Raw genomic sequence first — 14,535 nt, forward strand, 5'->3', positions numbered from 1 at the left:
ATATGGTATACCATAGACCAACGCTCCTTCTTCGACGGAGAGGTCCCGATGGTGCGCATCCTGACCCGGTCCGACGTTCGCTCGCTGATCTCGATGGACGAGGTGATCGATGCGGTGCAGAAGGCGCACGAGGACCTCGCCCTCGGCCGCGCCGACCAGCCCGAACGGCACGCCGCCCGCACGCCCGGCACCGACGCGCACCTGATCCCGATGACGGCGGCGCTCGCCGACGGCCAGGCCGGTGGCGTCAAGCTGCTCGCCGACGTGCCCGCGAACCCGGCCCGCGCGCTGCCCCGGCAGCAGTCGACGATCGTCCTGGTCAACCCCGAGAACGGGGTCTGCGAGGCATTCCTCGACGGCGGCGCGATCACCCAGTACCGGACCGCCGCCGCCTCCGCCGTCGCGACCCGCTGCCTGGCCCGCCCCGACGCGCGCGTGCTCGGCCTGATCGGGGCGGGCGCGCAGGCGCGCAGCCACTTCGCGGCGATCACGCGGGTCCGGCCGATCGACCGGGTGCTGGTGTGGAGCCGCACCGAGGCCAGCGCCCGGGCCTTCCGGGATGCCGTGGCCGACAGCGGCGTGGACATCGAGCTCGCCGGCAGCCCCGAGCAGGTCGTCCGCGGCTCGGACGTCCTCTGCACCCTCACCCCGGCGGCGACGCCCGTGGTCGCCGGTCGCTGGTTCGGCGAGGGCCTGCACGTCAACGCCGTCGGAGCGCCGCCGCGCCGGGACCACCGGGAGATCGACACCGACGGCATCGCGCGCGCCCGCGTCGTGGTGGATGCGCTGGACACCGCGCTCGCCGAATCGGGTGCCGTGTCGATCGCGCTCGACGAAGGCGCCATCACGGTCGACCACGTCCGCGACGAGCTCGGCGAGGTCCTCACCGGCGCGAAACCCGGCCGCCGCGACGACGCGCAGATCACCTTGTTCAACTCGGTGGGCGTGCCGATCCAGGACCTCGCGACCGCCCGGATCCTCGTCGACCGGGCGCGCGACAAGGGCATCGGGATCGAGATCTCGCTGCCCGAGTAGGCGGAATACGATGGGCCGCGCGGGAGCCGGACCGCGGCCAGGAGGTGCCAGGTGTCGCTGGAAGCGCGACCTTCCGTAGGGTCGGCGCACCGTTCGTTGCGCGACTCGATCGCCGACGAGCTGCGGGAGCGGATCATCTCCGGGGCCTACCCGCCCGACTTCCGGTTGGTGGAGCGCGATCTCGCGCAGCAGCTGGAGGTTTCGCGGATCCCGCTGCGCGAGGCGTTCCGGCAGCTGGAATCGGAAGGTCTGGTGCGCGCGCTGCCGCGGCGCGGCGTGGTGGTCGCCTCGATGACGGCGAAGGACGTCGAGAACCTGTTCGAGATCCGGGAGAGCCTGGAATCGCTGGCCGCCCGGCTCGCGGCGCAGCGCGCCGACCGGCAGGGCCTGCAGCGGCTGCGGGCGCACCTCGACGAGGCGCGGGCGACCACGGCCGCCGCGGACAAGGACGGCATCGCCCGCGCCAACGCCGCGTTCCACGCGACGATCATCGACCTCGCCGACAACGAGCTGCTGCACTCGATGATGGCGCCGCTGAACAGCAAGGTCCGCTGGCTGTTCCGGCTCACCAGCGCGACCGACCCGGAGACGCTCTGCCGGGAGCACACCGACCTGTTCGACGCGATCGCCGCGGGCAACGCCGAAGAAGCGGCCCGGATCGCCCTGGAGCACGTGGCGGCCAGCCGCCAGCCCACCTTCGACCAGCTGGCAAATCCACAGTAGACACATCCGTCCCGCTGAGCCTCGCCCACCCCAAGGGCCCGCGGTCGTCTCCGTGACTCCTTCGGGGAGCTGCAGAGGTTCCGCTGCGCGCCGTTTTCGCGCGAAACCGGCGTTCCCCAGGCACACGCGGGCGACGCTTTCGCGCGAAAACGCCGCCTCGATCCACGCGAGCTCGCCTCAGCACACCCGCACGTCGCCCCCTCCAGAACAGCCTCGATAGCAGCCAGAACGGGTGTTCACAGGGGCGGGCCTCTCGTCCCGGACCGGCTGCGTTCCTGCCGGGTGCGGGCCGCTGCGCGATGATTGAGCGCGGGTGATTGCGATGACCGGAGAGACCGAGGCGTGTGCCGGGGTGGACGTCGGTGGCACGTTCACCGACGTCGTCGTGCACTCCCCCGGCCACCGACCCCGGGCCGTCAAGGTGCCCACCACCCCGGCCGACCAGGCCGAAGGGGTGGAGCGCGGCATCGCCGAAGGCCTGCCCGGCGGGTCGCTCCGGCTGCTGCCGCACGGCAGCACCACCGCCACCAACGCCGTGCTGGAGCGCAAGATCGCCCGCACCGCCTTCGTCACCACCGACGGCTTCACCGACGTCCTGCAGATCGGGCGGCAGAACCGGCCAGCCCTCTACGACCTGTCCGCGACCAAGCCGGAACCGCTGGTGCCGCACGAGCGGTCGGTCACCGTCGCCGAGCGGATGAGCCCGCGGGGCGAGGCGGTCGTGGAGCTCACCGACGCCGAGATCGACCGGGTGGTGGCCGCGGTCCGCCGCCTCGAACCCGAGTCGATCGCCGTGTGCCTGCTCTTCTCCTACGCCTGCGACGACCACGAGCGGCGGTTGTGCGCGGCGCTGGACGAGCTCGGCGTGCCGATCACCCGCTCCAGCTCACTGCTGCCGGAGTTCCGCGAGTTCGAGCGGGCGTCGACCTGCGTGCTCAACGCCGCCGTCGAACCGGTGATGCGCCGCTACGTGTCCAACCTGACCACCCGGCTGCCCGATCCGACGATCACCGTGATGACCTCCAGCGGCGGCACGGCGGGCGTGGACTTCGCTGCGGCGGCACCCGTGCACACGCTGCTGTCCGGCCCGGCCGCAGGCGTGGTGGCCGCCGGAGCGGTCGCGCGCTCGGCCGGGTTCGAGGACGCGATCGCCTTCGACATGGGCGGCACGTCCACCGACGTGTGCCTGATCCGCGAGGGCCGCCCGGAGGTGTCGACGACGTCGGAGATCGCCGGGCTGCCGTTCCGGACCCCGGCGGTCGGCATCCACACCGTCGGGGCCGGTGGCGGGTCGATCGCGTGGGTCGACACCGGCGGCGCGCTGCGGGTCGGTCCGCAGTCGGCCGGTGCCGACCCCGGCCCGGCCTGCTACCGCCTTGGCGGCGAGGAACCCACGGTGACGGACGCGCACTGCGCGCTGGGCCACCTCGACCCCGCGCGCGAGCTCGGCGGCGGCCTCCGGCTGGATGCCGACGCCGCACGCCGAGCGCTGGAAACGCTGCCCGAGCCGGCCGCCGGAGTGCTGGCCGTCGTGCGCGCGACGATGGCGCGGGCGCTGCGCAGGGTCAGCACCGAGCGCGGCATCGATCCGGCCGGGCTCGCCCTGGTCGCCTACGGCGGCGCGGGCCCGCTGCACGCGACCGCGCTGGCGCGGGAGCTCGGCTGCCCCGCCGTCGTGGTGCCGCCCGCGCCCGGCGTGCTCAGCGCGCTCGGCCTGCTGCTGGCTCCGCCGCGCTTCGAGGCGTCGCGAACGATGCTGGTGGATGCCGGCGAAGACCTGTCGCAGGCGTGGGAGGAACTGGGCACCGAAGCTCATCGGGAACTTGAAAAGCAAGGCGTCACAGCGGGAATATCACTGTCCAAAGTGGCCGACATGCGCTACGCCGGGCAATCCCACGAGCTGCGGATCGACGTCACCGAGCAGGCCGATCTCGCCGAGCTGCTGCATGACGCGCACCACGAGTCGTACGGGTACGCGATGCGCGACGAGCGGGTCGAGGTCGTCACGCTGCGGGTCATCGCTCGCGGCGAACCGATCCTCGCGGATTCGCCGCAGGACTGGGACCAGGGCGAACCGGAGCGCAAACCGGATCGCGAGATCGGCATCGGCGACCGGTCGGTGCGCGCGCGGATCGTGTCCCGGGCAGCGCTGAAGACGGGCGACGAGGTCGCCGGGCCGGCGCTGATCGAGCAGCCGGACACCACGACGCTGCTCGCCGAGGACGAAGTGGCGACAGTGGACGAATCGGGGAACCTGGTGGTGCGGCTGACATGACCGAGCTGACCGCCGTCGAGCTGGAGGTGTTCCGCCACGCCCTGGCCGGTGTCGCCGACGAGATGGGCGTGGCGCTGCGCCGCGCCGCCTACTCCCCCAACATCAAGGAACGTGCCGACTGCTCCGCCGCGGTGTTCGACCCCGACGGCGAGATGGTCGCGCAGGCCGAGCACATCCCGGTGCACCTGGGCGCGATGCCCGCCAGCGTCCGCGCCGTGCTGGAGACCTGCGGGCGGCTCGAACCGGGCGAGCAGGTCTGCGTGAACGACCCTTACCTCGGCGGCACCCACCTGCCGGACCTGACGATCGTCGCCGCCGTCGGCGACGGCGACCGGCTGCTGGGGTACGTGGCCAACCGCGCCCACCACGCGGACGTCGGCGGCGCCGCGCCGGGTTCGATGCCCGCGACCGCGACCGAGATCGCGATGGAGGGCGTCCGCATCCCGCCGATCCGCATCGCCGACGCGACCGGCGAGCGCGAGGACGTGGTCCGGCTGATCGCGGCGAACTCGCGGACCCCCGAGGAACGCCGCGGCGACCTGCGCGCCCAGTTCGCGGCGAACCACGTGGGCGCGGTGCGGATGCGCGAACTGGCCGACCGGATGGGGTCGCGGCGGCTGCGCACGGCGATGGCGGCGGTGTGCGACTACTCGGACCGCCGGGTGCGCGCGGCGATCCGCGACATCCCCGACGGCTGCTACCGCAGCGAGGACGTGCTGGAGATCGGCGACGGGATCCCGATCAAGGCGGCGGTGACGGTCTCCGGTGACGAGGTGCTGGTGGATTTCGACGGCACGGCCCGGCAGATCCCGGTGAACTGCAACGCGGTGTTCGCGGTGACGCTGTCGGCGTCGATGTTCGTGCTCCGGATGCTCACCGACCCCGACGCCCCGCCCAACGCCGGCTGCTACCGGGCGCTGCGCGTCGAAGCGCCGGAAGGCACGGTGGTGAACCCGACGTTCCCGGCCCCGACGGCGGCGGGCAACGTGGAGACCAGCCAGCGCATCGTGGACGTGCTGCTCGGCGCGTTCGCGCAGGCGATCCCCGACCGCGTGCCGGCGGGCAGCCAGGGCACCATGAACAACCTGCTGATCGGCGGCGGCGACCCGGCGTTCAGCTACTACGAGACGCTGGGCGGCGGCGAAGGCGGCACTCCCACCCGCGCAGGCATGTCGGGCGTGCACACGGGCATGACCAACACCCAGAACACGCCGGCGGAAGCGATGGAGCTGGACTACCCGCTGCGGGTCTGGCGCTACGAGCTCCGGCCGTCCTCCGGCGGCGCGGGACGGCACCCGGGCGGCGACGGCCTGGTGCGGGAGATCGAAGCGCTCGCCGACTGCACCCTGACGATCCAGTCCGAACGCCGCGAACACGCCCCGCGGGGAGCCCGGGGCGGCGAGCCCGGCGCGGTCGGCCGCAACATCCTGGTCCGGGCGGACGGCACCGAGGAAGGGCTCCCGGCCAAGGGCACCTGGCCGCTGCGCCGAGGCGACCGGATCCGCATCGAAACCCCAGGTGGAGGCGGCTGGGGAGGTCCCGGCGAAGGCGACTGAGCGCTACCCTGGAGGTGCCGGCCGGGCGCCCCGCGCTGGCACGTGGAGCTTTCGAACTTCCCGGCCCGGCGGAGCCTCCGACCCCAGCGGCCGGAGGCTTCCGCATCTCCGCGCGGGCGCTCCCCTGTTGCCTGAGAGCCGACTCGGACCGCACACCGCGCTTCGTTCAGATCTCGTTCGGCCAAAGGGGCTTTCGTGGTGCTGCTGAGCGGTCGTGAGTGGTAATGGTCGCTGGAACGACCATTACCACTCACGACCGGCGTCAGCGGGTCAGGCCGTGGGCGGCCAGGCCGTGTCGTCGGCGGCCAGCCACGGCTCGGTCGCGGCGGCGGCGGGGGTCGTCCCGGTGAACGCGCGGACGTCGTGGTGGAGGTGCGACTGGTCGGCATAGCCGCCGTCCGCCGCCACCTGCGCCGGGGCATGCCCGCTGACCAGACGGTGGATGGCGTGGTCGAAGCGGACCAGCATGCCGGCGCGCTTGGGGGTCAGGCCGATCTGCGAGCCGAAGCGCGACCACAGGCGCTGCCGGCTCCAGCCGGTCCGGGCCGCGAGGTCGCGCACCCGGGCACGGCCGTGACCGCCGACGATCTGGCGCCATGCCCAGGCCACCTCGGGCTCGACCGCCCGGCCCGTGTGGAGCCGGCCGGACAGCTCCGCGTCGATCAGGGCGAAGCGCTCACGCCAGGTCCGCGCCTGGTGCAACCGCTCTCGCAGGCGCGGTGCGTCGCGGCCCCACAGGTCATCGAGCGCGATGACGCTCCCGCGCAACTCCGCGAGCGGGAGCCCGAGCACGGAGTAAGCGGTCAGCGGGCACAGGCGGATCTGGATGCACGCGACGCCCTCGGCGCGCGCCTGGAACGCGCGGAAGGCGAGCCCGGCGGCCAGGCTGTCCAACCGCAACCGGCCGGGTGCGCCGTGGATGTCGAACGGGCGGTCGCCGAACTCGACGGCCACGGTGACGGCCGGGTGGGGGATGGCGCGCAGTTCGACGGGACCGCGAATGCGGAATCCCGCCATGTCGACTCCGGGCAGCTCGGTTGCCCGCGACGGCCGCGCGATCTCCCAGTCAGCGGTGGAATCTGCCGTCCGGCGAACTGATCGCACGCGTCAACTGTACGAGCGGCTCGGCGGCGGGACCACGGCGATGACATTTCTCCAAGACCCGTCGTGCCGGACGCCGGAAGGGTGGCCCGCAACGACGGACGGAGGAGCCATGGACGAGACGACTATCCCGCACCACCGCCGCGCGGACGCGACACCGAGCGGCCGGCGGTCGTGGAGCCGACGGCGGCGGATCACGTTGCTGGCCGCCGGTGGGCTGGCCCTCCTGCTGGCGTGGAACACGGTGTCAGTGCGCACGGAGACAGCCGAAGCCTCCGGCGAGCAGATCGTGCGCGTTCCCGGCGGGGACATCCGCGTCGTGCAGGAAGGACCGCCCGGCGCGCCCGCGGTGGTGCTCCTGCACGGCCTGGCCGGATCCGCGGCGTGGTGGGAGCCGGTGCTGCCGGCATTGCGGGACCTGCACGTGGTGCGGGTGGACCTGCTCGGGCACGGTGGATCGGCCAAGCCGACCGATGGCTACGGCATCGCGGAGCAAGCGGGCCGGGTGGGGGCGGTGCTCGATCGGCTCGGGGTGCGCCGCGCGACCGTCGTCGGGCATTCCACCGGCGGCGCCGTCGCCACATCGCTGGCCGAGCAGCGCCGCGACTTGGTGACGGCGGTCGCGCTGGTCGACACCGGCCCGCGGGCGGACGCGTTCCTCGGCGACAGCTTCGTCGCCGACCTGATGACCACGCCGGTGGTGGGAGAACTGATCTGGCGGCTGCGCACCGACGGTGCGCTCCGCGGCGCTATGAGCACCGCGTTCACCCGCGAGGTGCGGATCCCCGAGGAGCTCGTCACCGACGTCCGGGGCATGACCTACCGCAGCCTCACCGCGACCGACGAGGCGGTCGACGCGTTCCTGGCCGAACGGCCCGTCCCCGACCGGCTCGCCGGCCTCGGTCTGCCGGTCCTGGTCATCTTCGGCGCCCAGGACCGGCGGTGGCAGCCGTCGTCCGCACAGGACTACCGCCGAATCCCCCACGCCCGGATCGAGATCCTCGACGGTGTCGGCCACACACCCATGTTCGAGGACCCGGACACCACTGGGGCCCTCCTGCACGGTTTCGCCGTCGAGACCACATCGCGCTGATCCAGCACCAGGCGATCACGCCTCGCAGGGATCGGGGGTTGCGCCGCCGGTCAGGCATCGAGATGGGTGAAGTCCGGGAGCGGGGCCTCTGCCACCAGGGCCCGGATCGCTTCGCGGGCTTCGGTCGGGGTTGCGTCCTTCCGCCACCACAGGGCCACCTCCCTCCCCTGCGGCACGTCGCTGATCGGGATCAGGCGGACTCCCGAGGTGTTCGCCATGACCATCGCCAGCGCGTTCGTCACGCCCACCGCGATCCCCCGCCGCACCAGGGCGATCAGGGTCTGGGGCTGGTTCGTGCGGAAGATGACGTCGGGCACCAGGCCCGCCTGCTCGAACGCCAGGCTCGACTCGAAGTGGCCGTTCTCGCGGTCGGTGTTCTCGCCGATCGTGATCAGCGGCCTCGCTGCCAGGTCCGCCAGCCGCAGCGGCCCGGCGGGCTGGTCCTCGCCGGCGGCCACCACCGCCACCAACGGCTCCCGCCACAGCGGCTGGAAGGTCAGCGCGTCGCCGGCCGCCACCGGCAGCACCGGCCGGACCGCCAGGTCGATGTCGCCGGCGATCAGCGCGGCCTCTAGCTCCAGCGTCGCTCCTTCCCACGGCTCCAGCTCGATGCCCGGGAACTGCGCCGCGCTGCGCTCGAAGAGGAACGGGAACAGATGTGCCGCTGCGCTGGGATAGGCGCCGAGCCGGACGCGACCGCGCACCCGGTGGGCGGCGCGCCCGGCCTCCTCGCTGGCGGCCCGCAGGTGCTGGAGGATGCCCCGCGCGTGCGGGAGCAGCGCGCGGCCCTCGGCGGTCAGCGCTACGGGGTGGTGCGAGCGGTCGAAGAGCTGCACGCCCAACGCCCGCTCCAGCTCCGAGACGTGCGTGCTGATCCGGGACTGCGACCGGAACAGCGCCTGCGCCGCGGCGGAGAACCCGCCGTGCTCCACTACGGACACGAAGCTGACGAACCAGTCGAGGCGGTAGCGGTAGGCTTCGCCGGGCTTCACCGCCACCACCTCGCGTCCCGTCGTGCGTTCACGCGGGTCAGCCGAACAACTTGTCCAGCTGCTGGTTCACGGTCAGCACCGCGAGCACGCCGAACAGCAGGATCGACCAGATCAGCGCGGCAAGCCGGTAGCCGCGGACGCGGATCGCGGCGGGCAGCATCTTGCGGTTGATGGCGATCAGCAGTCCTGAGTAGACGAACATCATGACCCCGCCGACGCAGGCCGCGATGGTGGCGAGCAGCAGCGGCTGGCCCAGGCCCGCCGCCACGACCAGCGCGCCGATCAGCACCAGGCCCCACACCAGTCCGGCGTAGATCTTGCTCTCGGAGGCGTTCGGGAAGTACGTCGTCTTCAGCACGTCGGCGGCCAGCCTGCTGGTGTAGTCGACGATGCCCAGTGCCGCCGCGAACAGCGAGAAGGCACCCACGATCCAGAAGAAGTAGCCGAACCAGCCGCCGGCCGTGGCCATCATCTGCTCGCCCTCGGCGCGCAGGAACGACACGTCGTTGGACACGTCGCCGCCGAAGACGGTGGCGTAGGCCAGCAACGACATGAACATGATGGACAGGAAGGTGATGGCGACGAAGGTGAGCAGCTGCTCCTTGTTGGCGAACCGCCACCACACCCGCCAGCGGGCCAGGTTCTCCTCGGTGGCCGGGAAGATGAACCCGGCCTGGCCGCGCGCCTCCGTCTCGCCGGTCAGCGGCGAGACGATCTTCGGGACGTAGCGGCCCATCCCGAAACCCTTGTCCCGGATCCAGTTGCTCTGCACCAGGTTCTGCCCGCCGCCCGCGCCCGCGAAGGCGAGGGCGCCCATCAGCACGGCGAAACCCAGTTCCGCGGCGGGGAATCGCGGCTGCGTGACCACGCTGGGCAGCGCCGCCCAGGTGTTGGCGCCGATGACGAACAGCGAGCCGATCACGATGAGCAGCAGAATCGCCGCGACCTTGAGCATCTGCGCGCGTTCCAGTGCGGTGTAGACGGCCGGCGCGAGTGTCAGGATCAGCGCCACGATCACGAGTATCACCACGGAGATCACCGCGACGTTGCCGCCGACGACGTAGCTGACCAGGGTCGCCGAGCTGGTCGCCCACGCCGGCCAGAGGTTCGCGAAGTAGGCCATGATCGCGAACACCAGGCCCCAGTGCTTCCACAACCGGCTGAAGCCGGTGACCGCGGTCTCCCCGGTGGCCAGGGTGTAGCGCTCGATCTCCATGTTCAGGAAGTACTGCGTCACCAGGCCCAGCACGGCCGCCCAGACGAACGTCAGGCCGACCTGCGAGGTGATGTAAGGGAAGAGGATGAACTCGCCGCTGGCCAGGCCGACCCCGGCGGCGACGATGCCCGGGCCGATGAGGCGCCACTGCTTGCCGGGTGGCTCGGGGAGATCGCGGACCTGGGGGCGCGGGATGTGCTTGTCGGGAAAGGCTCCGGCTGGATCGGGGATGCTCGCGTCGGCCATCTGGACACCTTCGTTCGTGGCTCGCCGGTTCAGCACAGCTGCCGATCACCGAGGCGCCGGGCCGCCGCCACCGGTCGGCCCGGCGGCGGGTCAACGCACGAACTGGTCGACGAAATCGCCGCCGAGTCCGACCTTCTCGTAGTGCACGCGGCACATTTCGATCTTGGTGAACACGTCTTCGTAGCCCACCTGGTGACCGGCCTCGTCAAGGTAGATCATCGCACCGGTGATGTTGAAGAACGTGACCATTTCGTCGCAATCGGCGGGAACCGCGAGGGTGTGGATCTCGCCGGGCGGTTCGTACACGTAGTGCCCGGTCTCGGCCGTCCACGGGTGTTCGTGGTAGTGCCACTTGCCCTTGATCACGTAGCCGTGCACCGCGCCGGGGTGGCGGTGCCGGGACACGATGCCGGACTTGGTCACCCACAACAGGTTGCACCACTGGCCGACGACGGTGTTGAACATCAGTGGCCGGAACCAGACGTCCGGCGCCTGCGGTACCCACACCCGGTCGTCCTCGGGCACCGCCGCGATCGCCACTTCGGGCGGGATTGCCGGCGACGGCAGCACCTGGAACTCGGACGGCATTTCACTCACTCCCAACTGGTTTCGGATTCTTGCCCAGGCGACGCAGCCGCGCGCCACGCAAGACGAGTTCAACGAGGGCTCTTCAGACGGCCAGGTAGCCGCCGTCGACCGGGAGGACCGTCCCGGTGATGAATTCCGCCTCCGCGGAGGCGAGGAAGAGGACCGCGCGCGCCACGTCCTGCGGGGTGCCCCAGCGGCCCAGCGGGGTCCGGGCGAGGATGCGCGCGTCGGCTTCGGGATCGGATTGCAGTTCTCCCGTCAGCGCGGTGCGGATCCAGCCCGGCGCCACCGCGTTGACCCGGATGCGGTCGACCGCGTAGCCTGCCGCCAGCGATTTGGTCAGCTGCACCACGCCGCCCTTGCTGGCCGAGTAGCCGGGCACCTGCGCGCCGCCGAAGAAGCTGAGCATCGAAGCGGTGTTGACGATGCAGCCGCCGGAGCGGGCGAGCAGCGCGCGGGCCGCCGCGCAGGACCGCATGGTGCCGGTGAGGTTGACGTCGACGACCCGCGCGAACGCCTCCGGCTCCAATTCAGCGCCACGGCGGATGATTCCCGCGCAGTTCACCAGCACGTCCAGCCGGACCAGACCGTCCACAATGGTCTTGATGCCGCCCGGGCTGGTCACGTCGGAGTCGAACGCGTCGATGGTCGCGTCCAGTTCCGGCGATGGCTCGCCCACTCCGGTGACGCGGACTTCCGCGTCGTGGCGGGCGAAGGCGTTGGCGACCGCCGCGCCGATGCCGCTGGTGCCGCCGACGACGAGCACCGACTTCCCGGCGAATGCATCCGCTCGCAGGGTGGACAACGGCGATCAGTCCCTTCCGGATTGCGTTGCCATGGCGGATTCCGGGATCCCGACGGGCTTGCGGACCAGGAACGCGTAGCTGAGCGCGGCGGCGATCGCGATGCCGCTGGCGGCAAGCAGGGCGAGCACGAACGAACCGGTCTCGTCCACGATGATGCCGGTGATCAGCGGCGCGAACGCCCCGCCGAAGTAGCCGCCGAAGTTCTGCAGGCTGCCCAGCGACGCGGTGATGCGCTCGCTGCCCACCGTGGTCGCCAGCGACCAGGCACCGGCGCTCGCGGAGTTCATGAAGAACTGGGACGCGGAGATGGACACCAGCGCCAGCGCGGTGCTCGGGGTGAACGCCACGGGGATGGTGCACAGGCCACCGAGCAGCAGCCCGCCGCAGATCGGCACCTTCCGCGCGAGCATGGTGGAAACCCCGCGCCGCACCAGGAGATCGCCGACGCCGCCGCCGGCCAGCATGCCGAGCGTGCCGGCGAGGTAGGGCACGATCAGCGCGATCCCGGTATCGGCCACGCTCAGGCCGCGCTCGCTCTCCAGGTAGGCGGGCAGCCAGGTCAGGTACAGGTAGATCGAGTAGATCACCCCGGAGAAGCCGAGGATCATGCCCCACGTGGTGCGATGCCGCAGCAGCCCGAGCCACTCCCGCACCGACACCGGCTCCGCGGCGGGCTGCGGCTCGCAGGAGAGCTGCTTGCGGTCCCGGTAGACGACGAACCACACCAGCGCGAGCACGATGCCCGCCAGCCCGGCGACGACGAACATGGCGCGCCAGCCGTAGCTGAGCATCAGCCAGGTCAGCAACGGCGGGGCGATCGCCGGGGCGAGCGTGGAGGCCGTGTTGAACAGCCCGATCGGCGTGCCCCGCGATTCGCGCGGGAACCAGTCGGAAACCACCTTGGCGCCGCCGGGGAAGGCGGGCGCCTCGCCCAGCCCGAGGAACAACCGGCCGAACAGCATCTGCTTGAAGTTGGCGGCGATCCCGCAGAAGGCCTGGGCGATCGACCACAGCAGCAGCCCGCCGCCGAGCACCTTGCGCGGCCCGAACCGGTCGAGCAGGCCGCCGGCGGGCAGCTGGGCGAACGCGTACGCCCACGAGAAGACCGAGAGCAGCAAGCCCATTTCGGTGGGGCCGATGCCGAACTCGTCCTGGACGCTGTGGTTGGCGATGGCGAGCGTGCTGCGGTCGACGTAGTTGACGATGCCGATGAGCAGCAGCATGACGAGCAGTACGAAGCGCATCCGGCGGATGCTCCGCGGTGGACTCATTCCGGTTCCCCCGAGACTCGACGACTTCGTCGGAGTTGGAGCCAAATGTGCGCGAAAGACCGGAACCGTTCCGGGATCGTCCGTCGGCTCCTGGGGCTAGACCCTAAGCAGGCGTCCCATCCGGGAGAAGCGCACTTTTCAAATACCCGCCATCCGCTACGCGGATACCGCGGGCTCAGCGCTCCCGCGCCTCGGCGCGGCGCAGCCGCTCCGCTGCCGCGTCGCGGTCGTGCTGCGCCCGCTCGCGGCGCTGGCGCGCCGTCTTCGCGTTGCGGCGGTGCTCGCGGAGCTCGCTTTCCGCCTGCTGCAGCGCCTCGCGCAGCTCCTCGCAGCGCTGCTCGGCTTCGCGCTCCGCGCTCTCGGCGCGCTCCTCCGCGCCGGTGGCTTCGCCCAGTTGCTCATCGGTGTGCTGCAACTGCTCGCGGAGCTCGCGAAGTTCCCGTTGGGGTTTGGGGCGCGCGGCGGTGCGGCGGATGGCGGCGGCGGCGAGTTCGTCGAGGCCGAATCCGCTGTATTCCAGGGGCTTGATGAGGGTTCCGGCTCGGACCGCGTGGCCTGCTTCGGGATCGGACAGCGCCGCGGTGAGGGTTTGCTCGACTTGCTGCCGGGTCGATTCGGTGAGCCGGTGGCCGTGCTGTTCGGCGAGTTCCGCGGCCCTGCCGGTGGTCTCGCGCAGGAGGCGGGTGCGGTCGGCTGCGAGGGTTCGCAGGTCGTCGCCGCGCAGTTCGCGCTGCGCCGCTCGCAGCTTCTCGCCCAGTTCCAGGAGCTCGGTGACGCTGCGGGGCTCCCGGCTGGCGAGCAGGTTCACCGCCCAGGCCGCGGCGGTGGGCTTGCGCAGCTTCTTGAGCTGCGCGGCGAGATCCCGGTCGCCGCGTTCGGCGGCCGCTGCCGCGTGGCGGTCGCGGGCCGGGATGAACTCGGCCGGATCCGCCGCGTACAGCTCGCGAGCGAGTTCCTCCAATTCCACGGGATCAACGTGCCACGTCGGCGCGGCGTGCGCGATGCGGCCGAACGCCTCAGGCTGGGCGCATGACGGTTTTGGAACGTCCTCGCGACGGTGCGCTGATCGCCGGGGTGTGCGCCGGGATCGCGAACCGCTTCGGCTGGCGCGTCGGCCTGGTGCGGCTGGTGTTCGTGCTCTCCTGCGTCCTGCCCGGCCCGCAGTTCCTGATCTACCTGGTCCTGTGGCTGCTGATGCCCCGGGCGGCGTGACGGTCTCCGCTGGTCAGGACCCGTGAGCGGTTTGGGGTGCCATAGCTTGATCTTTAACCTCGGGGTTGGTGGCCCCACCCCGGTTGGTCATGAATGCAGCCCTTGGTTGATCATTCGTCTTGCGACAGAACAAAGATCGATCCAAGGGCTGCGATGGTTAGTGTGCATGATCCCGATCGTGATGCTGCGTTCGGGGAGTTGGTCAGGTTCCGCCAGGAGTTCTACGAGTGTCTGACCGCGCGGGTGGATGCGTTGTTCGAACTGGCCGAGGCGGTGTTGTGCACCGACGGCCCGGGGGGTGTCAGGTGGGTTGTGTACAAGATCCGATAGTTGATGGAGTACGCAGATGACCACGACTGATCCGCAGCAGCAGGAAGGGAATCCGTTCGGGGCGGCCGGGCAGCCGCGGTCGGCTCGGGAC

General features: G+C 71.4%; 13 protein-coding genes. 6 read left to right on the forward strand and 7 right to left on the reverse strand.

From position 1 onward, the window contains the following. Positions 1–48 precede the first annotated feature (48 nt). The 4 genes from E1288_RS38655 (at position 49) to E1288_RS38670 (ending at position 5,589) form a co-directional block, all read left to right on the forward strand. The gene (locus tag E1288_RS38655; RefSeq protein ID WP_132493637.1) at positions 49–1,035 is read left to right on the forward strand and encodes an ornithine cyclodeaminase family protein; all 987 of its coding nucleotides are present in this window, start codon (positions 49–51) and stop codon (positions 1,033–1,035) included. 51 nt (positions 1,036–1,086) lie between these two features. Next, positions 1,087–1,758, forward strand: coding sequence for a GntR family transcriptional regulator (locus E1288_RS38660; RefSeq protein WP_132493638.1), 672 nt, complete (start codon positions 1,087–1,089; stop codon positions 1,756–1,758). 322 nt (positions 1,759–2,080) lie between these two features. Further along, positions 2,081–4,033 (forward strand): hydantoinase/oxoprolinase family protein, encoded by a 1,953-nt coding sequence (locus tag E1288_RS38665; RefSeq protein ID WP_132493639.1) that lies wholly within the window; start codon positions 2,081–2,083, stop codon positions 4,031–4,033. Beyond that, entirely contained in the window at positions 4,030–5,589 is a 1,560-nt protein-coding gene (locus E1288_RS38670; protein WP_132493640.1) for a hydantoinase B/oxoprolinase family protein, read from the forward strand. The genes E1288_RS38665 and E1288_RS38670 overlap by 4 nt, the downstream gene beginning before the upstream one ends. Positions 5,590–5,859: 270 nt before the next feature. Here E1288_RS38670 and E1288_RS38675 read toward each other — a convergent pair whose 3' ends face one another. After that, complete coding sequence (locus E1288_RS38675) at positions 5,860–6,693, reverse strand: helix-turn-helix domain-containing protein (RefSeq protein WP_207954796.1); 834 nt, start codon at positions 6,691–6,693, stop codon at positions 5,860–5,862. Positions 6,694–6,802: 109 nt separating this feature from the next. On the opposite strand from E1288_RS38675, the gene E1288_RS38680 reads away from it, so the two are divergent. Next, complete coding sequence (locus tag E1288_RS38680) at positions 6,803–7,783, forward strand: alpha/beta fold hydrolase (protein WP_132493641.1); 981 nt, start codon at positions 6,803–6,805, stop codon at positions 7,781–7,783. Positions 7,784–7,833: 50 nt separating this feature from the next. On the opposite strand, the gene E1288_RS38685 is transcribed toward E1288_RS38680, so the two are convergent. The 6 genes from E1288_RS38685 to E1288_RS38710 all read right to left on the reverse strand — a co-directional run bounded on the left by E1288_RS38685 (position 7,834) and on the right by E1288_RS38710 (position 13,869). Continuing rightward, entirely contained in the window at positions 7,834–8,775 is a 942-nt protein-coding gene (locus tag E1288_RS38685; protein WP_165968488.1) for a LysR family transcriptional regulator, read from the reverse strand. A gap of 37 nt (positions 8,776–8,812) precedes the next feature. Continuing rightward, positions 8,813–10,237 carry an Nramp family divalent metal transporter gene (locus tag E1288_RS38690; RefSeq protein ID WP_132493643.1) on the reverse strand — a complete coding sequence of 475 codons (1,425 nt, stop codon included), beginning with the start codon at positions 10,235–10,237 and terminating at the stop codon, positions 8,813–8,815. 90 nt (positions 10,238–10,327) lie between these two features. After that, positions 10,328–10,825 (reverse strand): 2,4'-dihydroxyacetophenone dioxygenase family protein, encoded by a 498-nt coding sequence (locus tag E1288_RS38695; protein ID WP_132493644.1) that lies wholly within the window; start codon positions 10,823–10,825, stop codon positions 10,328–10,330. An 82-nt stretch (positions 10,826–10,907) separates the two neighbouring features. After that, the gene (locus E1288_RS38700; protein WP_132493645.1) at positions 10,908–11,630 is read right to left on the reverse strand and encodes an SDR family NAD(P)-dependent oxidoreductase; all 723 of its coding nucleotides are present in this window, start codon (positions 11,628–11,630) and stop codon (positions 10,908–10,910) included. A 6-nt stretch (positions 11,631–11,636) separates the two neighbouring features. After that, positions 11,637–12,875 carry an MFS transporter gene (locus E1288_RS38705; RefSeq protein ID WP_207954797.1) on the reverse strand — a complete coding sequence of 413 codons (1,239 nt, stop codon included), beginning with the start codon at positions 12,873–12,875 and terminating at the stop codon, positions 11,637–11,639. Positions 12,876–13,077: 202 nt separating this feature from the next. Further along, the gene (locus E1288_RS38710) at positions 13,078–13,869 is read right to left on the reverse strand and encodes a hypothetical protein (RefSeq protein WP_132493647.1); all 792 of its coding nucleotides are present in this window, start codon (positions 13,867–13,869) and stop codon (positions 13,078–13,080) included. 62 nt (positions 13,870–13,931) lie between these two features. Between E1288_RS38710 and E1288_RS38715 the strand changes: the two genes are divergently transcribed. Then, complete coding sequence (locus E1288_RS38715) at positions 13,932–14,114, forward strand: PspC domain-containing protein (RefSeq protein ID WP_132493648.1); 183 nt, start codon at positions 13,932–13,934, stop codon at positions 14,112–14,114. Positions 14,115–14,535 lie beyond the last annotated feature (421 nt).

This window comes from Saccharopolyspora elongata (assembly GCF_004348985.1).
Lineage (GTDB): Bacteria > Actinomycetota > Actinomycetes > Mycobacteriales > Pseudonocardiaceae > Saccharopolyspora > Saccharopolyspora elongata.

Bases quoted from the DNA above. Each gene is read 5' to 3' on its own strand.
- E1288_RS38655 (WP_132493637.1), top strand. From the start codon at position 49: ATGGTGCGCATCCTGACCCGGTCCGACGTTCGCTCGCTGATCTCGATG.
- E1288_RS38665 (WP_132493639.1), top strand. From the start codon at position 2,081: ATGACCGGAGAGACCGAGGCGTGTGCCGGGGTGGACGTCGGTGGCACG.
- E1288_RS38670 (WP_132493640.1), top strand. From the start codon at position 4,030: ATGACCGAGCTGACCGCCGTCGAGCTGGAGGTGTTCCGCCACGCCCTG.
- E1288_RS38680 (WP_132493641.1), top strand. From the start codon at position 6,803: ATGGACGAGACGACTATCCCGCACCACCGCCGCGCGGACGCGACACCG.
- E1288_RS38690 (WP_132493643.1), bottom strand. From the start codon at position 10,237: ATGGCCGACGCGAGCATCCCCGATCCAGCCGGAGCCTTTCCCGACAAG.
- E1288_RS38695 (WP_132493644.1), bottom strand. From the start codon at position 10,825: ATGCCGTCCGAGTTCCAGGTGCTGCCGTCGCCGGCAATCCCGCCCGAA.
- E1288_RS38705 (WP_207954797.1), bottom strand. From the start codon at position 12,875: ATGCGCTTCGTACTGCTCGTCATGCTGCTGCTCATCGGCATCGTCAAC.
- E1288_RS38715 (WP_132493648.1), top strand. From the start codon at position 13,932: ATGACGGTTTTGGAACGTCCTCGCGACGGTGCGCTGATCGCCGGGGTG.